This window comes from Stenotrophomonas sp. YJH_SMC_17 (assembly GCF_059371655.1).
The window spans coordinates 727,610-748,427 of sequence record NZ_JCAFUU010000002.1; the positions used below are offsets into that span (position 1 = coordinate 727,610).

General features: G+C 65.7%; 13 protein-coding genes. 5 read left to right on the forward strand and 8 right to left on the reverse strand.

Going from position 1 to position 20,818, the window contains the following annotated elements; genetic code table 11:
- Positions 1 to 60 precede the first annotated feature (60 nt).
- Genes metH through AC5P8Z_RS08405 form a run of 3 tightly spaced genes read right to left on the reverse strand, consistent with a single transcriptional unit; the run spans position 61 to position 4,779 of the window.
- Entirely contained in the window at positions 61 to 2,745 is a 2,685-nt protein-coding gene (gene metH, locus AC5P8Z_RS08395; RefSeq protein ID WP_495228738.1) for a methionine synthase, read from the reverse strand.
- Positions 2,742 to 3,836 (reverse strand): homocysteine S-methyltransferase family protein, encoded by a 1,095-nt coding sequence (locus AC5P8Z_RS08400; protein ID WP_295568641.1) that lies wholly within the window; start codon positions 3,834 to 3,836, stop codon positions 2,742 to 2,744. Before AC5P8Z_RS08400 ends, metH begins: the two co-directional genes overlap by 4 nt.
- 13 nt (positions 3,837 to 3,849) lie before the next feature.
- Positions 3,850 to 4,779, reverse strand: a complete 930-nt coding sequence (locus tag AC5P8Z_RS08405) for an ArsR/SmtB family transcription factor (RefSeq protein WP_049465810.1) — start codon at positions 4,777 to 4,779, stop codon at positions 3,850 to 3,852.
- Between the two features lie 153 nt (positions 4,780 to 4,932).
- On the opposite strand from AC5P8Z_RS08405, the gene AC5P8Z_RS08410 reads away from it, so the two are divergent.
- The gene (locus AC5P8Z_RS08410; protein WP_495228739.1) at positions 4,933 to 6,081 is read left to right on the forward strand and encodes an acyl-CoA dehydrogenase family protein; all 1,149 of its coding nucleotides are present in this window, start codon (positions 4,933 to 4,935) and stop codon (positions 6,079 to 6,081) included.
- 94 nt (positions 6,082 to 6,175) lie between these two features.
- On the opposite strand, the gene AC5P8Z_RS08415 is transcribed toward AC5P8Z_RS08410, so the two are convergent.
- The gene (locus AC5P8Z_RS08415) at positions 6,176 to 7,087 is read right to left on the reverse strand and encodes a hypothetical protein (RefSeq protein ID WP_286069008.1); all 912 of its coding nucleotides are present in this window, start codon (positions 7,085 to 7,087) and stop codon (positions 6,176 to 6,178) included.
- Between the two features lie 289 nt (positions 7,088 to 7,376).
- Here AC5P8Z_RS08415 and AC5P8Z_RS08420 point away from each other — a divergent pair, with 289 nt between their 5' ends.
- Positions 7,377 to 7,640: a hypothetical protein gene (locus AC5P8Z_RS08420; RefSeq protein ID WP_286069007.1), complete on the forward strand. Its 264-nt coding sequence runs from the start codon at positions 7,377 to 7,379 to the stop codon at positions 7,638 to 7,640.
- 111 nt (positions 7,641 to 7,751) lie between these two features.
- On the opposite strand, the gene AC5P8Z_RS08425 is transcribed toward AC5P8Z_RS08420, so the two are convergent.
- From AC5P8Z_RS08425 to AC5P8Z_RS08435, 3 genes are read right to left on the reverse strand one after another with little or no spacing between them, the layout of a single operon-like run.
- A complete protein-coding gene (locus AC5P8Z_RS08425) occupies positions 7,752 to 10,925 on the reverse strand; it encodes a multidrug efflux RND transporter permease subunit (RefSeq protein ID WP_286069006.1) in 3,174 nt (1,057 codons plus the stop codon).
- A 15-nt stretch (positions 10,926 to 10,940) separates the two neighbouring features.
- Positions 10,941 to 12,209, reverse strand: coding sequence for an efflux RND transporter periplasmic adaptor subunit (locus AC5P8Z_RS08430; protein WP_286069004.1), 1,269 nt, complete (start codon positions 12,207 to 12,209; stop codon positions 10,941 to 10,943).
- Positions 12,209 to 12,865, reverse strand: a complete 657-nt coding sequence (locus AC5P8Z_RS08435) for a TetR/AcrR family transcriptional regulator (protein WP_286072047.1) — start codon at positions 12,863 to 12,865, stop codon at positions 12,209 to 12,211. The genes AC5P8Z_RS08430 and AC5P8Z_RS08435 overlap by 1 nt, the downstream gene beginning before the upstream one ends.
- 250 nt (positions 12,866 to 13,115) lie before the next feature.
- Here AC5P8Z_RS08435 and AC5P8Z_RS08440 point away from each other — a divergent pair, with 250 nt between their 5' ends.
- The 3 genes from AC5P8Z_RS08440 to AC5P8Z_RS08450 all read left to right on the forward strand — a co-directional run bounded on the left by AC5P8Z_RS08440 (position 13,116) and on the right by AC5P8Z_RS08450 (position 20,148).
- Positions 13,116 to 18,092: an NAD-glutamate dehydrogenase gene (locus AC5P8Z_RS08440; RefSeq protein ID WP_495228742.1), complete on the forward strand. Its 4,977-nt coding sequence runs from the start codon at positions 13,116 to 13,118 to the stop codon at positions 18,090 to 18,092.
- A gap of 290 nt (positions 18,093 to 18,382) precedes the next feature.
- Positions 18,383 to 19,156, forward strand: a complete 774-nt coding sequence (locus AC5P8Z_RS08445; RefSeq protein WP_010480442.1) for an NAD kinase — start codon at positions 18,383 to 18,385, stop codon at positions 19,154 to 19,156.
- Between the two features lie 47 nt (positions 19,157 to 19,203).
- Positions 19,204 to 20,148 carry a 5'-nucleotidase gene (locus tag AC5P8Z_RS08450; RefSeq protein WP_005410242.1) on the forward strand — a complete coding sequence of 315 codons (945 nt, stop codon included), beginning with the start codon at positions 19,204 to 19,206 and terminating at the stop codon, positions 20,146 to 20,148.
- 117 nt (positions 20,149 to 20,265) lie between these two features.
- Here AC5P8Z_RS08450 and AC5P8Z_RS08455 read toward each other — a convergent pair whose 3' ends face one another.
- Complete coding sequence (locus tag AC5P8Z_RS08455; protein ID WP_295568662.1) at positions 20,266 to 20,817, reverse strand: DUF2939 domain-containing protein; 552 nt, start codon at positions 20,815 to 20,817, stop codon at positions 20,266 to 20,268.
- Between the last annotated feature and the right edge of the window lies 1 nt (position 20,818).

Here is a 20,818-nt window from a genome sequence, read left to right on the forward strand (position 1 = left end):
GGAGCGGAGGGGATCAGGTCGTTTGTTCATGAGCGACTTGATCCCCTCCGCCCTTTTGTGTCATTCGGGGTCGTAGTCGAGGTTGGAGGCCAGCCAGCGCTCGGCCTGGGCGCGGTCCACGCCCTTGCGCCGGGCATAGTCGGTGACCTGCTCGCGGCTGAGGCGGCCGACCACGAAATACTGGCTCTGCGGGTGGCTGAAGTAGTAACCCGACACCGCGGCGGTCGGCAGCATCGCGAAGCTCTCGGTCAATTCCATGCCAGCGTTCTTCTCAGCGTGCAGCAGGTCGAACAGGCGGCGCTTCTCGCTGTGCTCGGGGCAGGCCGGGTAGCCCGGTGCCGGACGGATGCCGCGGTACTGCTCGTCGATCAGGGCCTCGTTGTCCAGCGTCTCGGCGCGGTCGTAGCCCCAGAATCCGGTGCGCACGCGCTGGTGCAGGCGCTCGGCCAGCGCCTCGGCGAAGCGGTCGGCCAGGGCCTTCAGCAGGATCGCGTTGTAGTCGTCATGCTCGGCTTCGAAGCGTGCGACGTGGGCGTCGATGCCGATGCCGGCGGTGACCGCGAACGCGCCGATCCAATCCTGTTTTCCGCTGTCGGCCGGTGCAATGAAATCGGCCAGGCAGAAGTCCGGGCGCTCGGCCGGCTTGTCCACCTGCTGGCGCAGGAAGTGCAGGGTGGTTTCGCCCTGCGGGTGCTGCACGCGCACATCGTCGCCGATGCTGTTGGCCGGCCACAGGCCGAACACCGCCTTGGCGTTCAGCCACTTCTCGCCGACGATGCGATCGAGCATCGCGCGGGCGTCCTTGTACAGATCGCTGGCCTGGGCGCCGACGATCTCGTCGGTGAGGATGGCCGGGAACTTGCCGGCCAACTCCCAGGCCTGGAAGAACGGCGTCCAGTCGATGTACTCGACCAGTTCGGCCAGCGGGTAGTCGTCGAATACGTGCAGGCCGGGCTGGTTCGGTGCTGGCGGCGTGTAGCTGTCCCAGCCGCCCTGGAACTTCTGCCCACGCGCGTGCTCCAGCGAGACCAGGCGCTTGGCATCACCACGGTTGCGGTGCCGCGCACGGATCTCGGCATAGTCGGCCTCGTTGGCGGCGACGAAGGCTTCGCGCAGGTCGCGCGAGATCAGCGACTGCGCCACGCCGACCGCGCGCGAGGCGTCCTTCACCCAGACCGTCGGCGCGTGGTAATGCGGGTCGATCTTCAGCGCGGTATGCGCGCGCGAGGTGGTGGCGCCACCGATCAGCAGAGGCAGGTCGAAGCCCTGGCGTTGCATCTCGCGGGCCACGTGGCTCATCTCCTCCAGCGACGGGGTGATCAGCCCGGACAGACCGATCAGGTCGGCGTTGTGTTCGCGCGCGGCATCAAGGATCTTCTGTGCCGGCACCATCACGCCAAGGTCGACTACTTCAAAGTTGTTGCAGGCCAGGACCACGCCGACGATGTTCTTGCCGATGTCATGCACATCGCCCTTCACCGTGGCCATGATGATCTTGCCGTTGCTCTTTGCGGTGTCGCCACTGCGCGCCTTTTCCGCTTCGATGTAGGGCAGCAGGTAGGCCACCGCCTTCTTCATCACGCGCGCGGACTTCACCACCTGCGGCAGGAACATCTTGCCGGCGCCGAACAGGTCGCCGACCACGTTCATGCCGTCCATCAGCGGGCCTTCGATCACGTCCAGCGGGCGGCTGGAGGCCTGGCGCGCCAGTTCGGTGTCCTCTTCCACATACGCGTCCAGGCCGTGCACCAGCGCGTGCGCCAGGCGCTGCGCGACCGGCTTCTCGCGCCAGGCCAGGTCCTCGGTCTTCGCTGCGCCCTTCCTGCCCTTGTAGCGCTCGGCGATCTCCAGCAGACGCTCGGTGGCGTCGCTGCGGCGGTTGAGGATCACATCCTCCACGCGCTCGCGCAGCTCCGGCTCCAGCTCGTCGTAGATCGGCATGGCGCCGGCGTTGACGATGCCCATGTCCATGCCGGCGGCGATGGCGTGGTACAGGAACACCGAGTGGATGGCCTGGCGTACTGTTTCGTTGCCACGGAACGAGAACGACACGTTGGAGACGCCGCCAGACACATGGCAGTGCGGCAGCGTCTGCTTGATGATGCGGGTGGCTTCGATGAAGTCCACCGCATAGTTGTCGTGCTCTTCGATGCCGGTGGCGACGGCGAAGATGTTCGGGTCGAAGATGATGTCCTGCGGCGGGAAGCCGATCTCGTCGACCAGGATGCGGTAGGCGCGGGTGCAGATCTCGACCTTGCGCGCGCAGGTATCGGCCTGGCCGGCTTCGTCGAAGGCCATCACCACCGCGGCGGCGCCGTAGCGCAGCACCTTGCGCGCGTGCTCGCGGAACAGCGCCTCGCCTTCCTTCAGCGAGATCGAGTTGACCACGCTCTTGCCCTGCAGGCATTTCAGGCCGGCCTCGATCACGCTCCACTTCGAGGAGTCGACCATCACCGGGATGCGCGCGATGTCCGGCTCGGACATGATCAGGTTGAGGTAGCGGGTCATCGCTGCCTCCGAATCGATCAGGCCCTCGTCCATGTTGACGTCGAGGATCTGTGCGCCGCTGGCCACCTGCTGGCGGGCCACGTCCACGGCTTCTTCGTAGCGGCCCTCCTTGATGAGTTTGCGGAACTGGGCGCTGCCGGTGACGTTGGTGCGTTCGCCGACGTTGACGAACAGCAGGTCCGGGGTGATGACCAGCGGTTCCAGGCCGGACAGGCGGGTGAAAGGCGTGCTGCTCATGCGGCGTGCTGCTCCTGTGCGCCGGGCAGGGCGCGCGGTGCGAGCCCGGCTACGGCCTGGGCGATCGCGCGGATATGGTCGGGGGTGGAGCCGCAGCAGCCACCGACCAGGTTCAGCAGGCCGTCCTCGGCGAACCCCCGCAGGGTGGTGGCCATGTCCTCGGGGGATTCGTCGTACTCACCGAAGGCATTGGGCAGGCCCGCATTGGGGTGCGCACTGACATAGCAGTCCGACACCTGCGACAAGGTTTCCACGTGCGGGCGCATCGCATCGGCACCCAGCGCACAGTTCAGCCCGATCGACAGAGGGCGCGCATGGGCCAGCGAGGCATGGAACGCTTCTGCCGTCTGCCCCGACAATGTGCGTCCCGACGCGTCGGTGATGGTGCCGGAGATCATCACCGGCAGGCGCGCGCCACGTGCATCGAACGCCTCCTCCAGCGCATAGAGCGCGGCTTTGGCATTGAGCGTGTCGAAGATGGTCTCGACCATGATCGTGTCGGCACCGCCGTCAATCAGGCCGTCGATCGCTTCGCGGTAGGTGTCGCGCAGTTCATCGAAGCTTGTGTTGCGGAAGCCCGGGTCGTTGACATCGGGACTGATCGAGGCCGTGCGGCTGGTCGGGCCAAGCACGCCGATGACAAAGCGCGGTTTGCCCGGGGTGCGTGCAGCGGCGGCATCGCAGCAGGCGCGAGCTACCGCAGCGCCCGCCTTGTTCAGCTCATAGACCAGGTGTTCGAGGTGGTAGTCGGCCTGGCTGACCGAGGTGGCGTTGAAGGTGTTGGTTTCGACCAGATCCGCACCGGCTTCGAGATAGGCGGTGTGGATGTCGGCGATGACCTGCGGCCGGGTCAACAGCAGCAGATCGTTGTTGCCTTTGAGATCGTGACCTTCCGGTGTGCCGTGGTCACAGCCCGGGCCGTGTACGTGGTCGTAGCCGCCGGCGAAGCGCTCGCCGCGGTAGTCGTCTTCCTGCAGGCCATGGCGCTGGATCATCGTGCCCATCGCACCGTCGATGATCAGGATCCGCTCGCGCAGGGCATCGAGCAGGGCGTTGGCACGATCAGGATGCAACCAGGGCAGCGTGGACATGGCGGTCTCGGGCTCAGGGTTTGTTGGCGATCAGCGAAATCACTTCGAAGTGCGGCGGGCGCTTTTCGCGGGTGACCGTCTCCAGGCTTGAGACCTGCAGGCCGGCCTTGTCGACGAACCTGCGCAGCTCCTTGTCGCTGAAGCCGAGATTGACGTGGCCGTAGGCTTCCACCGCCGCCTTGTGTTCATGCCGGGCCAGGCTGCACAGCAGCAGGCGGCCCCCCGGGCGCAGCACGCGTGCGGCTTCGGTGACCGCCTGTGCCGGTTTGCTGGCGTAGGTGAGTGCGTGCATCAGCACCACCAGGTCGAAGCTGCTGTCCTTGAAGGGGAGTGCATGCATGTCGCCCTCGCGCACTTCCACGTTGGGCAGGCGGCGCAGGCGCTCGCTGGCGGCGGCAACCACGCGCGCGCTGGTATCGATGCAGATGTAGCGCTTGGCATGCGGGGCCACCAGTTCGGCCAGCACGCCGTCGCCGGAGGCGATGTCCAGCACGTCGCCGGTTTCCAGCAGCGGCAGCGCGGTACGCGCCAGCGCCTCCCAGGTCCGTCCGGGAGAGTAGTGGCGTTCCATGTCGCCGGCCACGCTGTCGGCCCAGTTCTGGTCGGAGGCGCGGTGGGCCAGTACGGCGGCGACGCGTTCAGCGTCCTGGCGCAGCAGCGGGTCATCGCTTCCGTTGCTCAAGGCATGCCACAATGCACGCTGCGCCGGGTCCAGCTGGGCTTCGTCGAAGCGGTAATAGGCCGACACGCCTGCACGGCGGTCGCGGACCAGGCCGGCTTCCTTCAGGCGCGCCAGGTGGGTGGACACGCGCGGCTGTGCCAGCCGGGTGATCGCCGACAGTTCGGCCACGGTCAGTTCTTCCTGCTCCAGCAGCGCCAACAGGCGCACGCGGGTCGCGTCGGCGAACACCTTCAGGCGGGTCGACCAGTCTTCAAGATCCATAAATATCTACCTATCGCGATATAGAGATATGTTCGCTGACAAGGCCTGCAGCGGTCAAGTCGCTGGCGTACGGATGCCGCCTGGCCCCGGTACAATCGGGGCACCTGGGCACGCCGTGCGCGGCCCATAACATCATGTACCCGGGAGGGTGTTGTGGATTTCAGCTTTAGCGAAGAGCAGTTGATGCTGCAGGACGTGGCGCGGCGGATCGCGCAGGAGAAGATCGCCCCGAGTGCGGAGCATCATGACCGTACCGGCGAGTTCCCGCTGGACAACATCCGCCTGCTCGGCGAGAACGGCCTGATGGGCATCGAAGTGCCGACCGAATACGGCGGCGCGGGCATGGACCCGATCGCGTACGTGCTGGCGATGGTGGAGGTCGCCGCCGCCGACGCAGCCCATTCGACCATCATGTCGGTGAACAACTCGCTGTTCTGCAACGGCATCCTCACCCACGGTACCGAAGCGCAGAAGCAGACCTACGTGCGTGCGATCGCCGAAGGCGAGGCCATCGGTGCATTCGCGCTGACCGAACCGCAGTCGGGTTCGGATGCGACCGCCATGCGCTGCCGCGCGGTGAAGCAGGCCGACGGTACCTTCGTGATCAACGGCAAGAAGAGCTGGATCACCTCCGGCCCGGTGGCCAAGTACATCGTGCTGTTCGCGATGAGCGAGCCGGACAAGGGCGCGCGCGGCATCACCGCCTTCATCATCGACACCGACAAGGCGGGTTTCGGCCGCGGCAAGACCGAGCCGAAGCTGGGCATCCGTGCCTCGGCCACCTGCGAAATCGAGTTCAACGACTACGTGGCGCAGGCTGAGGACGTGCTGGGCCAGGAAGGCGAGGGCTTCAAGATCGCCATGAGCGTGCTGGACGCGGGCCGCATCGGCATCGCATCGCAGGCCATCGGCATCGCCCGTGCTGCCTATGAAGCGACCCTGGAATACGTGAAGGAGCGCAAGGCGTTCGGCGCGGCCATCGGTACCTTCCAGATGACCCAGGCCAAGATCGCCGACATGAAGTGCAAGCTGGATGCAGCGCTGCTGCTTACCCTGCGCGCGGCATGGGTGAAGGGCCAGGGCAAGCGTTTCAGCACCGAAGCGGCGGTGGCCAAGCTGACCGCTTCGGAAGCCGCAATGTGGATCACCCACCAGGCGGTGCAGATCCATGGCGGCATGGGCTATTCGAAGGAAATGCCGCTGGAGCGCTACTTCCGTGATGCCAAGATCACCGAGATCTATGAAGGCACTTCGGAAATCCAGCGCCTGGTGATCGCCCGCAACGAGACCGGTCTGCGTTGATTGGCAAGGGCCGCGCCGCTGCAATGGCGGCGCGGCAGTGCTGGGGCGCGCATACGTGGCGGCACGGCGCTGACCAGGCCAGGCCAGGAATGCGTTAGCGGGGCACCTGGCAATGAAGTTGTCGGCCATCCCATCTGCAGATGGGACCCGTCGGGGCCGATCCGGGATTGATCTCAATCCTGACACCATACAGATGTGCGGTATCCACCCAGCTCTGATAGTCCCCGTCGTTGCTGAAATGATACGAGCCCGAATAGCCTTGGCCCGTATCGCTGTTTGACGCGGCGCCGTCCGGTATCCGGTTTCCTGCCGCGTCGACGCTCTCACCCGCAACATACTTTGCCCTGTCGACCGAGTCTGGAGTGATCACCAGCCTGGTCTGCGAGCCATCGCGCCAGGTAATCACATAAGTCACGGTGTCCACGCCAAACAGTTTGCTCACCCAGCTCAGCACAACAGAAGAGATCGTCGTAGCCAGGGAGTTCCATGCGGGCTGCGACGTGTTGGCGCCACTGAAGGCGCGTCCTATGCCGAGTTCCAGTTGCGTGCGGTAGGTGGCCGATTGCACCACATCGTAGGCGTTGAGCCCTTTCAGTTCGGTAGGGAAGGTGATGCCATTGGCCATCTGTGGGTTATCAGGATGGACCGGAACAACAGTCCCACGGCCGAATGACTGTGGCACAAACTGCGTTCCGGACCCGATGCCGGCCTGTGGGAGGGCGAGGATGCGATTGAACATCGCGGTCACTTCGGCCGGGACCGCTACGGGGACTGCGCGGTGTCTCCGCAGTTCGCGGTCGTACTCTACTTCAAAGCCATTGAGCCGCTTTTGCTCCAGGTCGACCACCACGGTCAATCCCGTTCCTGACTGGAGTGCTGCCAAGCGAGGACTGGCGCAGTTGTTGCACGGTACTATGCCGCCGGCCTGTGCGGTTGCGTGCGGGCCGAGGCCGAGTGACAGGAACATGCAGGCGGCGAGTAGACGTGCATTCGAAAGATGCGACATGAGCATTCCTCGATCAATCCGTTGAAGGAATGCTCTGGATACCGGTATGGGCTCAATGAAACAGCGATCCGGATCCCATTGCGGACGTCTCTGTTCTGGCGCGCAGCTTCCTGTCGCAATTGGCGCGGGCTTGGGCTGCAATGCGCCACGCGGATGCTTCTGAGCCTACGCTCATCATCCGCAACGGCCTGCAGCACGAGGCGAACGCGACGAGCTCTTTGCGTTCATGTTCCAATGTGATCGGCAATTCTTCAGGGCAGGCAGGATGATCCATCGCGGTTGGGGATTCATGACGCTGGTGACGCCGATCGCAGCAATTCTGCTGCTGGCGTACTTCTTCCCAAATGACGGTCCCAAGGGCAACATCCCGCTGCAGCAGGTGCTGCTGGGTGCAGGTATCGGCGCCGCCGTGAACGTACTGCTGGGCCTGTGGCTCAATCGCGTGCCCCGGCAGAAGGGCGAAGCCGCGCCTCATCATTTCTTCTTCGTGCCGATGCAGTGGGTGGCCTTGGCGATCGTGGCGGTGTGCATAGTGGTTGCGCTGCTGCGCTGAGACGTTGCCCTGGTAGATGCCAACCTTGAACCTTGGTTGGCATGCATTCAAAAGCAGAAAAAAAAGGCCCCGGATCGCTCCGGGGCCTTTTCGTTTCAGCTCACCACCGGATCAACGATCCGGGCGGTGTGCAGCATCCGCATCACGCTGGCGTTCCATGAACTCCTTGGACGGTTGATCCAGCTTGTCGCCCAGCATGCGGCGCACGACCACGAAGAACACCGGGATCATCAACAGGCCGAGCAGGGTGGCGAACAGCATGCCGCCGATCACGCCGGTACCGATGGCGTGGCGGGAGTTGGCGCCGGCGCCGGTGGAGATCGCCATCGGGATAACGCCCATGATGAATGCGAACGAGGTCATCAGGATCGGGCGGAAACGCAGGCGGGCCGCTTCGATGGTGGCATCGCGCAGGTTCTTGCCGGCCGCACGCTGCTCCACCGCGAACTCCACGATCAGGATCGCGTTCTTCGCCGCTAGGCCGATCACGGTGATCAGGCCGATCTTGAAGAACAGGTCGTTGGGCAGGCCACGCAGCATCGACAGGCCAAGTGCACCCAGCACGCCCAGCGGCACCACCAGCAGCACCGCCACCGGGATCGACCAGCTTTCATACAGTGCGGCCAGGCACAGGAACACCACCACGATCGACAACACCAGCAGCAGGGTTGCGGCATTGCCGGCCAGGATCTCCTGGTAGGACATGCCGGACCAGTCGTAGCCGAAACCGGCCGGCAGGTCGTCGTTGACGATCGCCTCCATGGTCTGCATCGCCTCACCCGAGCTGGTGCCCGGTGCCTGCGAACCGACGATGTTGATCGCCGAGTAGCCGTTGTAGCGGCTCAGCGACGGCGGTGCCGACACCCATTCGGACTTGACCACCGTGTTGAGCGGGATCATCGCGTTGGTACCGTCGGCATTGGTGGTGAGGGTGGACGGGCTGTAGAAGCTCTTCAGCGACTCCTGGCCGGTGCGGTACGGGCCATCGGCCTGCATGGTCACGCGCTTGATGCGGCCTTCGTAGAAGAAGTCGTTGACGTACACCGGGGCCAGCATCAGCTGGATGGTGCTGTACACGTCCGACACCGACATGCCCATCGACTGCGCCTGTACGCGATCCACGTGCAGCTGCAACTGCGGCGCGTTTTCCAGGCCGTTCGGGCGCACACCGACCAGGTGGTCCGGTTTCTGCGCGGCCTGGCCGAGCAGGATGTTGCGGGCCTGGGTCAGCTGCTCGTAACCGGCACCGCTACGGTCCTGCAGCCACATGTCGAAGCCACCGAACTGGCCAAGGCCCTGCACGGTGGGCAGGTTGACCACGAAGATCTGCGCTTCCTTGATGCCATAGAACGCGCCGTTCATGTTCTGGATGAACTCCGGCGCGGTGAACTTGCGTTCCTCCCAAGGCTTCAGGCGGATGAACCCCATGCCGACGTTCTCGCCGGAACCGACGAAGCTGAAACCGGCCACCTGCAGCATGCCTTCATAGCCATCCTGCTTCTCCAGGATGCCACGCATCTGCGCGAACACTTCGTTGGTCTGGCCCTTGGTCGAGCCCGGCGGCAGCTGCACGATCGCCAGCGCATAGCCCTGGTCTTCTTCCGGCAGGAAGCTGCCCGGCATGCGGGTGAACAGGAAACCGCACAGTGCGGTCAGTACCACGAACAGGATCATCCAGCGCGGGGCGTGGCGCACCGCCGAGGTGATGTGGCCCACATAGGTGTGGCTGATCTTGTCGTAGTACTTGTTGAAGGTGCGGTAGACGATGTTCGGGTTGTCGTTGTGCGTCGGCTTGAGGAAGGTCGCGCACAGCGCCGGGGTGAAGCCCAGCGCCAGGAACGCCGAGAACGCCATCGAAATGGCGATGGTCAGCGCGAACTGCTTGTAGATCTCACCGGCGGCACCGCCCTGCAGGGCCGACGGAATGAACACCGCAGCCAGCACGACGGTGATCGCGACCACCGCGCCGGTGATCTGGGTCATCGCCTTCTGCGTGGCCGGCTTCGGCGCCAGGCCTTCCTCGGTCATGATACGTTCGACGTTCTCGATCACCACGATCGCGTCATCGACCACGATGCCGATTGCCAGCACCATCGCGAACAGGGTCAGCTGGTTGATCGTGAAGCCGATCATCCACATGCCCAGGAAGGTACCGAGCAGGGCCACCGGGATGACCAGGGTCGGGATCAGGGTGGCGCGGAAGTTCTGCAGGAAGATCAGCATCACCAGGAACACGAGGAACACCGCCTCGAACAGCGTCTTGACCACTTCCTGGATCGAGATCTTGACGAAGGTGGTGCTGTCGTACGGCGAGAACCAGGTGACACCGGCCGGGAAGCTGGGCTGCAGTTCGTCCATCTTGGCGCGGACCGCATCGGCCACGTTCAGGGCGTTGGCGCCCGGCAGCAGCTGGATGGCGAAGGCACCGGTCGGCTTGCCGTTGTACTGGGTGTCGAAGCCGTAGTTGTTGGCACCGAAGGCGACGCGGGCGATGTCCTTCAACAGCACGCGCGAGCCGTCAGCATTGGCGCGCAGGATGATGTTCTCGAATTCCTGCGGCGAGCTGAAGCGGCCTTCGGCCGAGACCGTGGCGGTGAAGTGCTGGCCTTCCGGCGACGGGTCCGAACCCAGCGCACCGGCGGCGAACTGCACGTTCTGCGCACGTACCGCGGCCAGCACCTGGCTGGCCGAAAGGCCATAGCCCTGCATCTTTTCCGGGTTGAGCCAGATGTTCATGGCGTACTCGGAACCGAACTGCTGGGTGCTGCCGACGCCGGGGATACGCGAGACCTGGTCGAGCACGCGCGAACCAACGATGTCGTTCAGGGCGTCACGGTTGATGGCCGGCGTATCGGACTGCAGCGCGATCACCATCAGGAAGCCGGCGTTGGCCTTGGCCACCACCACACCCTGCTGGGTCACTTCCGAAGGCAGTCGGGGCGTGGCCAGCGAGACCTTGTTCTGCACCTGCACCTGGGCGATGTCCGGATCGGTACCGGTCTCGAAGGTCAGGGTGATCTGCGCACGGCCGTTGGAAGCGGACGAGGAACTGAAGTACAGCAGGTGATCGATACCGGTCAGCTGCTGCTCGATCACCTGGGTGACCGATTTTTCCGTGGTGTCCGCACTGGCGCCCGGGTAGGTGGCCGAGACGGTGACCTGCGGCGGGGCGATGTTGGGATAGGACTCCACGCCCAGGTTGAGGATCGCGATCACGCCGCTGAGCGAGATCAGGATCGCAACCACCCAGGCGAAGACTGGATGTTCGATGAAAAATTTAGGCATGACGGAAGGTTCCCGTTACTGCTTGTTCGAATCGGTGGCGGCCGGCTTGGCCGCATCGGCCTGCTCGGGCTTGGCCGCGTCGGCCGGTGCCTTGCCTGCGGCCGGTGCAGCACCTGCCGGCGCGGCGCCGCCCGCGGCGGGCTTGCCGCTGGCGTCCTGCCCCGGGGTCCACGGCTTGGCCACCGCCGGTGCGCCTTCCTTGACCTTCTGCACGCCCGCCACGATCACCTTGTCACCGGCGGCCAGGCCGTCGCTGACCAGCCAGTTGCCGTTCTGCGCGCCATCGGTCTTCACGTTCTTGCGCACGACCTTGCCGTCGGCGCCGACCACCATCACGTAGCCGCCGGTGGTGTCACGCAGCAGGGCCTGCTGCGGCACCAGATAGGCGTTGTTGCGCTCGCCCAGGTTGGCCTGGAAGCTGACGAAGGCACCGGGCAGCAGGATCTGCTGCGGGTTCGGCAGCAGCGCACGCAGCGACACCGCGCCGGTGGCCGGATCGACCGTGGTCGAGGAGAAGTCCAGCGTGCCCGGCTCGCTGTAGGTGCTGCCATCGGCCAGCTTCACGGCCACCGTGGCCTTGCCGTCGCCGGACAGCGCCAGCGCGCCCTTGGCCTGCTGCGCACGCAGTTGGGTCAGCTCATCCACGCTGAGCGAGAAGTTCACATACAGCGGGTCGAGCTGGTCGACGGTGGTCAGCAGGGTCACATCGCCCTGGCCGACCAGCGCGCCCTCGGTGACCTGCTGCTTGTTGGCCACGCCACTGATCGGCGCGGTCACTTCGGCGTAGCCCAGGTTGATCCGCGAGGAGGTCACTGCCGCTTCGGCCTGCTTGACGGCGGCCAGCGCAGTGCGCTCGGCCGATTCGGCGTTGTCCAGGTCGGACTTGGAGACGAACTGCTGCGGGGCCAGCGAGCGCGCGCGATCGGCGGCGACCTTGGCGTTGGCGTAGGTGGCGCGGGCCGAGGCCAGCTGGGCCTCGGAGGCGTTGAGCGAAGCACGCAGCGGCGCCGGGTCGATCAGGAACAGGGTCTGGCCCTGCTTGACCTGGGAGCCTTCCTGGTAGACGCGCTTGAGCAGCACGCCCGGCACGCGCGCGCGCACGTCGGCGCTGCGGAACGGCGACAGGCGGCCGACCAGCTCGCGCTGCAGCGGCAGGGTCTGCGGCCTGGCGTCGATCACGCCCACCTCCGGCGGCGGGGGCGTCTGCTGTTCCGGCTTCTTGCAGGCAGCCAGCGCGACAGCAACGGCGCACGTCAAGGCAAGGGTGCGGAGTGGGGCGGTCATCAGGAGGAACTCCGGGGTTGGTTTGTAGACGGGGCCGGCGACGGCTGTGGCGCGAAGGCGCGCAGGAAGCTGTCGACGGAGAACTCTGCCCAGCGCCGACGCAACAGCGCGTCATCACGATGGGGGGTATGGAAGCGCTGTTTGTCGAAATCCTGACCGGCGATCATGCTCAGCAGCAGTTCGGCCATGAAGTGCGGGTCGTCATGCCGCAGCTGACCCTTCCTGCAAACGGTTTCAATCCATTCAGCAAGATGAAGCGTCAGCGCGCCGGCCCCATGCCGGTACAGCGTACGCGCCTCTTCGGGAAACTGGGCCGCATCGGCAGCAATCAGCCGGCAGGCCTGTCCTACGTGCGGTTGGTTGAAATGCTCCAGGAAATCGGTGGCGAACTGGAGAAGGCTGGCACGCAGGTCGTCAGTGCGGAGTGCACGGACCATGGCGCCGGTGGCGTGGCCGACATGGCGCTGCATCACCCGGCGCAGCAGGTCCTGCTTGCTGCCGTAGCGCGAGTACAGGGTCTGCTTGGAGCAGCCGGCGTGCTGGGCCACCGCATCCATGCTCATCTGCATTCCCTGCTGGGCCAGCAGTTCGCGCACGGCATCGAACACGCGCTCATCGCGTGCGTCGAGGGCAACGGGAAGGTAGGCCGGGTTCACGCGGTGGACTATACCGTCCAGTTCAGGATTGTGGAATCGCATCGGTGTCGCCGCGTGTGTCTTCCGGTAACACGTTTTGCCGATTCTGTCGGCAGTGCTGAAACCGACGCCAGCACCCTACCGGCACGAACTGAATAGGCGTCTAAACCGCAGCAAACCCGAATCTGCTTATTCCGTCCTGCAGCAAGGCCTTTTCGTGCGGTAGGGCTACAATTTCATTTTCCCAACTGAGCAAGCGCATCGCTCTGCCATGAAACCGCAAAAAACCGCAGCCAAGACCGTGAAAAACAAGACCAAACCAGCAGAGTCGGAGGTCGCAGTGACCGCTGGTTTCTCCCTGGAGCCGGTGTACACGGCATTGCGCAAGCGCTACCCCGCGGCCGCACAGGCCGAAGCAGTGGCCTTCGCCACTGACTTCTACAAGCGCATGGAGTCGGACGAGTTCCCGCACCACAGCGCTGAAGAGTGGGCCGCTCTCGCGGCTGAGACGCTGGAATTCGCCCGGGCCCGCAAGGCCGGCAAGGCCAACGTCCGCGTGTTCAATCCGACCGCGAAGGCCAACGGTTGGGAATCGCCGCACACCGTGCTGCAGATCGTCAACGACGACATGCCGTTCCTGGTTGATACCGTCACCATGTCCCTGGCCGAACAGGGCGTGGGTGTCCACGTGCTGGGCCACCCGGTGCTGCGCTTCACCCGCGACAAGGCCGGCAAGCTGGTCAAGGTCGGCGAGGGTGATGCCGAGTCGGTGATGCTGCTGGAGATCGACCGCCAACCGGCCGAAGCCATGGCCGCCATCGAACAGGCCATCAACAAGGCGCTGGAGGAAGTGCGCGCGATCGTGCGCGATTGGCAGCTGATGAAGGACAAGGCGCTGGCGCTGGCCGACGACCTGGGCAAGCGCCAACTGCCCGTCGACGACGCCTCGCGCAAGGAAGCACAGGAATTCCTGCGCTGGGCCGCCGACAACCACTTCACCTTCTTCGGCTACCGCGAGTACCGCGTCGAGAAGCAGGGCAAGGAAGACGTGCTGGCGCCGCTGAACGACACCGGCCTGGGCCTGATGCGTGGCAAGGACAAGTCCGCTGCCCGTCCGGTCAAGACCTTGGCCGCGCAGGGCCTGAACGCCACGTCCGGCCTGAAGGACGCGCTGATCCTGACCAAGACCAATGCCCGTTCGCGCGTGCACCGCGCCGGCTACATGGACTACATCGGCGTGCTTGAATTCGACGCCAGGGGCAAGATCATCGGCGAGCAGCGCTTCCTCGGCCTGTTCACCTCCAGCGCCTACAACCGTCGCCCGTGGGAAATCCCGCTGGTGCGCCAGCGCCATGAGCACGTGATGAAGCAGTCGGGCCTGGCTCCGGCCAGCCACAGCGGCAAGGCCCTGCGCCACATCCTGGAAACCCTGCCGCGCGAAGAACTGTTCCAGTCCAGCGAGGACGAACTGTTCCGCACCGCGATGGGCGTGCTGGGCCTGCAGGAGCGCGTGCGCAGCCGCCTGTTCCTGCGCCGCGACAAGTACAGCCGTTTCATTTCCGCGCTGGTCTACCTGCCGCGCGAGCGCTTCAACACCGACGTGCGCCTGCGCATCGAAGCGATGCTGAAGGACGCGCTGCACGGCGAGTACGTCGACAGCTCGGTGGTGCTGGGCGAATCGCCGCTGGCCCAGGTGCACCTGATCGTGCGCCCGAAGCCCGGTGAAATGCTCGACGTCGATACCGCAGAACTGGAGCAGAAGCTGGCCCAGGTGCTGCGCAACTGGCAGGACGACCTGCGTGAAGCGCTGGTGTCCCGCCATGGCGAGACCGAAGGCCTGCGCATCGCCGCCCGCATCGGCAAGGCGCTGCCGGCCGGCTACATCGAAGACAACAGCACCGCCGTTGCCGCCAACGATGTCAGCCAGCTTGACGCGCTGACCGGCCCGGACGACCTGCGCCTGAGCCTGCAGGCCGTGCCGCGCGAAAGCGGTGATGGCCTGCGCCTGAAGCTGTACCGCCAGCTGGACGACATTCCGCTGTCGGACGCGCTGCCGATGATGGAAAACATGGGCCTGCGCGTGATCGCCGAGCGTCCGTACCGCCTGTCGGTCGACAACGCGCCGGTGTACGTGCAGGACTTCGAGGTCGAATCGACCGCCGGCGCGATCGATGCCGCCAGCGTCGATGAAGCCTTCGGCGAGACCTTCGCCCGCGTCTGGCACGGCGATGCCGAGAACGACGGCTTCAACCGCCTGGTGCTGGCCGCTGGCCTGCACTGGCGCCAGGTCGCCATGCTGCGTGGCTACTGCAAGTACCTGCTGCAGACCGGCGTGCCGTTCTCGCAGGCTTACGTGGAAGGCACCTTCGCGCGCTACCCGCTGCTGGCCCGCCTGCTGGTCGAGCTGTTCGAGGCCCGCTTCGATCCGGCCACCGGCCATGAAAGCAAGGACGACATCGCGGCTGGCCAGGCCCAGCTGAAGGCCCACTTCGATGTGCTGGCTGCTGGCGACGACGCCACCCTGAAGGTGCTCAAGACCGTGGTCGACGCCCGCAAGGGTGACCGCGACGCGCAGATGCAGGCCGCGCGCGATGCGCTGCTGAAGCTGATGGACCGCGTGTCCAGCCTGGACGAGGACCGCATCCTGCGCTCGTTCATGGGCGTGATCGACGCGACGCTGCGTACCAGCTACTACCAGACCGATGCCAACGGCCAGCACGGCCATGTCATCAGCTTCAAGTTCGATTCGGCGCTGGTGCCGGACCTGCCGAAGCCGCGTCCGTACCGCGAAATCTTCGTCTACGGCCCGCGCGTGGAAGGTACCCACCTGCGCTTTGGTGCCGTGGCCCGTGGTGGCCTGCGCTGGTCGGATCGTCGCGAAGACTTCCGTACCGAAGTGCTGGGCCTGGTCAAGGCGCAGATGGTCAAGAACACCGTCATCGTGCCGGTCGGCGCGAAGGGCGGCTTCTTCGCCAAGACCCCGCCGGCCAATGGTGACCGCGATGCAGTCTTCGCCAATGGCGTGGCCTGCTACAAGCTGTTCATCCAGGGCCTGCTGGACATCACCGACAACATCGTCAACAACAAGATCGTGCCGCCGGTGGATGTCGTGCGCCACGACATGGACGATCCGTACCTGGTGGTGGCCGCCGACAAGGGCACCGCGACCTTCTCCGACATCGCCAATGGCCTGGCCATCGCGCACGGCTTCTGGATGGGCGATGCGTTCGCCTCCGGTGGTTCGGTCGGCTACGACCACAAGGGCATGGGCATCACCGCACGCGGTGCGTGGGAGTCGGTCAAGCGCCACTTCCGTGCGCTGGGCCGTGACAGCCAGACCCAGGACTTCACCGCGGTCGGTGTCGGCGACATGTCCGGCGACGTGTTCGGCAACGGCATGCTGCTGTCGCGCCACATCCGCCTGGTCGCTGCCTTCGATCATCGCCACATCTTCCTGGACCCGAACCCGGATGCGTCCACCACGTTCGTCGAACGTGAGCGCCTGTTCACCGTGCCGCGTTCGAGCTGGGCGGACTACGACGCCAAGCTGATCAGCAAGGGCGGCGGCGTCTATCCGCGCAGCCTGAAGTCGATCGAGATCACCCCGCAGGTGCGCGAAGCGCTGGGCCTGGACGACAACGTCAAGGCGCTGTCGCCGAACGATCTGATGAGCGCGATCCTGAAGGCGCCGGTCGACCTGCTGTGGAACGGTGGCATCGGTACCTACGTCAAGGCCGCCAGCGAGCAGCACAGCGATGTCGGCGACCGCGCCAACAACGCGCTGCGCGTGAACGGTGGCGAGCTGCGCTGCAAGGTGGTGGGCGAAGGCGGCAACCTGGGCATGACCCAGCTGGGCCGCATCGAAGCCGCCCAGGCTGGCGTGCTGCTCAACACCGACTTCATCGACAACTCGGCCGGCGTGGACACCTCCGACCACGAAGTCAACATCAAGATCCTGCTCAACGATGTGGTGCGGGCCAAGAAGCTGACCGTCGAGCAGCGCAACAAGCTGCTGGCCTCGATGACCGATGAAGTCGCCGAGCTGGTGCTCAACGACAACTACCGCCAGAACCAGGCGCTGAGCCTGATGGAGCGGATGGCGGTCAAGCGCCTGGGTTCCAAGCAGCACTTCATCCGCACGCTGGAACAGCAGGGCCTGCTGGATCGCCAGATCGAGTTCCTGCCGTCCGATGCCGAGCTGTCCCAGCGCAAGGCACGCGGCCACGGCCTGACCCGTCCGGAGCTGTCGGTGCTGCTGTCCTACTCCAAGCTGGTGGCGTTCAACCAGCTGCTGGATTCGGATATTCCGGAAGATCCGTACCTGTCCAAGGAACTGCAGCGCTACTTCCCGACCCCGCTGCAGAAGAAGTACGCCGACGCGATGGAGCGTCACCGCCTGAAGCGCGAAATCATCGCCACGGCCGTGACCAACCAGACCATCAACCGCATGGGCGCCACCTTCCTGATGCGCATGCAGGAAGACACTGGCCGTTCCATCGCCGAGGTCGCCAAGGCCTACACCATCAGCCGCGAAACGCTGGATGCCCGCGCGCTGTGGGCGCAGATCGACGCGCTCGACGGCAAGGTGCCGGAATCGGTGCAGATCGATGCACTGGAAGTGATCTGGAAGCTGCAGCGTTCGTTCGTGCGTTGGCTGCTGTCGCGCCCGGGCGCGATGCCGGGCATCACCGAGGCGGTCAACCGCTACCAGGGCCCGTTCAACGACATCCGCGTCGCCTCGGGTGTGCTGCCGGATTCGCAGCGTCCGACCTACGAAGCCCTGGTGGCCGAGTGGAAGGAGAAGGGCCTGCCGTCCGCGCTGGCGCAGCAGCTGGCCGAACTGCACTTCCTGGAGCCGGCGTTCGACATCATCGAACTGGCCCGCACCCGAAAGCTGAAGCCGGTGGACGTATCCAAGGTCCACTTCCGCCTGGGCGATGCCCTGCAGCTGCCGTGGCTGTTCGAGCAGGTCGACGCGCTGGAGGTCAACGGCCGTTGGCACGCCGTGGCACGTGGCGTGCTGCGTGACGAACTGGCGGCCAACCACCGCAACCTGGCCGGTCAGGTGCTGGGCACCAAGGGCGGCAGCGCGGAGGCCAAGGTCGCAGCCTGGATGGGCCGCGACGACAACAGCCTGCGCTTCACCCTGGCGATGCTGGCCGAACTGGCCGAGCAGAAGACCCTGGACTACCCGACCGTTTCGGTCGCGGTGCAGCGCCTGGGCCAGCTGGCCGCGCATGGTGCGTAAGTGATGTAACGCCGGGCGCTGCCCGGCATGCGTTAAACACAGCGGCCCCGCGAAAGCGGGGCCGTTCTGTTTTTGCTTTCTTTTCTGCGATCACTGACCCGAGGCCGGCATCCTGCCAGGTGGATGACCGGCCCGTCCGCCGGGACCGTGAGCGCCATGGATGGCGCGACCGAGCCCCCAGGGATGGGTTTACGGCGTGTCCCGGCGGACGGGCCGGTCATCCGCCGCGCAGGGTCCAACCCCCGGCGCTCGGTTATGCTCTCCCTCATGCCTTCCCCCCGGATCCACCGATGAGCGACACCCCCCGCATCGCTTTCCTGGCCAGCACCACCGAACCTGCGCAGATGGCCCGCGCGGCGATGATTTCGCGTTATGGCGATCACACGCCGGAGCAGGCCGACGTGCTGTGCCCGCTGGGTGGCGACGGCTTCATGCTGCAGACCCTGCATCGGCACGGGCACCTGGGCAAGCCGGTGTTCGGCATGAAGCTGGGTACCGTCGGCTTCCTGATGAACCAGTACCGTGGCGATGATGACGTGCAGGCCCGCATTGCGCGCGCCGAACCGGCCAACCTGCGCCCTCTGGAAATGGTGGCGCTGACCGAATCGGGCACCAGTACCGGTTCGCTGGCCTACAACGATGTCTCGCTGCTGCGGCAGACCCGGCAAGCCGCGCATATCGGCATCGACCTGAACGGCCAGGAGCGCGTGGCCGAACTGATCGGCGACGGCGTGCTGGTGGCCACCCCGGCCGGCAGCACCGCCTACAACTATTCCGCGCATGGCCCCGTGCTGCCGCTGGGCTCGCACACCATCGCGCTGACGCCGTTGGCGCCCTATCGCCCACGGCGCTGGCGCGGCGCGATCCTGAAGGCGGATACCGAAGTGCGCTTCCGCGTGCTTGATCCGTACAAGCGTCCGGTCAGCGTGACCGCCGATTCGCACGAGACCCGCGACGTGGTCGAGGTGACCATCCGCGAGTCGAAGGACCGCCGCGTGACCCTGCTGTTCGACCCGGAGCACAACCTGGAAGACCGGATTCTGAGCGAACAGTTCGTTTTTTGAGGACAATGGGCGGCCGGCCCCGCCGACCGCTTGAAGGACCCCCACCGATGGGCGACAACTCCCCCCGTTTGCTGACCGTCGCGGTGACCTCGCGCGCGCTGTTCGACCTCGAGGAAAGCCACGCGCTGTTCGAGAGTGATGGCGTGGCGGCGTACGCCGAATTCCAGCGCCAGCATGAGGACGACATCCTCGGCCCCGGCGTGGCCTTTCCGGTGGTGCGCAAGCTGCTGGCGCTGAACCAGGGCGCCAGCCCGGAGAACCCGCGGGTCGAGGTGATCCTGCTGTCGCGCAATTCGGCCGATACCGGCCTGCGCATCTTCAATTCGATCCAGCATTACGGCCTGGGCATCATCCGCGCGACATTCACCGCCGGCGAGCCAACCTGGCCGTACGTGAAGCCATTCGGTACCGATCTGTTCCTGTCGGCCAACCCGGAATCGGTGCGCAGCGCACTGCGCCACGGCATCGCCGCGGCCACCATCCTGCCCAAGCCGCCGGGTGAAACCGCTGCGGCGGCGGCCGACCAGATCGATACCGGTCGCCCGGCCGGGCAGCTGCGCATCGCCTTTGACGGTGACGCAGTGATCTTCGGTGATGAAAGCGAGCGCATTTCGCGCGAGCAGGGCGTGGAAGCGTTTGGCCGCCACGAGCGCGAGCGTGCCCGCGAACCGCTCAGTGGCGGCCCGTTCCGCGGCTTCCTGTCGGCCCTGCATACGCTGCAGGAAGTCTTCCCGGCCGGCGAAAGCGCACCGATCCGCACCGCATTGGTGACCGCACGCTCGGCACCGGCGCACGAGCGCGTGATCCGCACCCTGCGCGAGTGGGGCGTGCGCCTGGACGAGGCGCTGTTCCTGGGCGGCCGTCACAAGGGCCCGTTCCTGCAGGCCTTCGGTGCCGACATCTTCTTCGACGATTCGCAGCACAACATCGACAGTGCGCGCGAGCACGTGGCCGCCGGCCACGTGCCGCACGGCGTCGCCAACGAAGGCTGAAGCCATGCATCCGCGCCCACCGAGGTGGGCGTCCACCAGAGCGCCGCGCCCCCGGTAGTTGCCAACCTTGGTTGGCGCCGTCCTGGATCGATGCCCACCAAGGTGCGCATCTACCGGTCAATGCGTGAGCGACATCCCCAGCTGCAGGTCCACCACCTTCCAGCGCAGGCCCTGCGGCTCCAGCACCACCTTCAGGGGGGGCTGGCCGGGGCCGCGATCGACGTCGATCACGAAGCGGTCCAGCGCTTCGAAGTGATGCTCGGCGTTCTTCAATGGACGCGCCGGTTCGGTCGGGCCGAAGGCATCGCCGCCCTGCAGTTCATTGCGACCGCGCTTCCACAGCACGTGGCCCTGCAGCATCGCGCCGATGCCGGTCGGGGTCACCATCGTCTCCACCGCGGCACCACCCAGCTGATCGCCCAGCCCATAGAGCAGGGCGCCGAACGGGCTGGCCGCTACCTCCGGGCCGGCCTGGCGCACCAGGTAGTCGTTGAGCTGGGCGCGCAGGCTGCCGCGCACGCGCGGGAAGTCGACGTAACGTTCCAGGCGCGCGGTGTCGCGCTGCTCGATGGCCTTGGACAGGCCATTGATGGTCATGTACGGGCCGCCGAACCACCAGGCCGCCACAGCCAGGACCAGCAGCACAACCAGTGCGATGAGCTTCTTCATG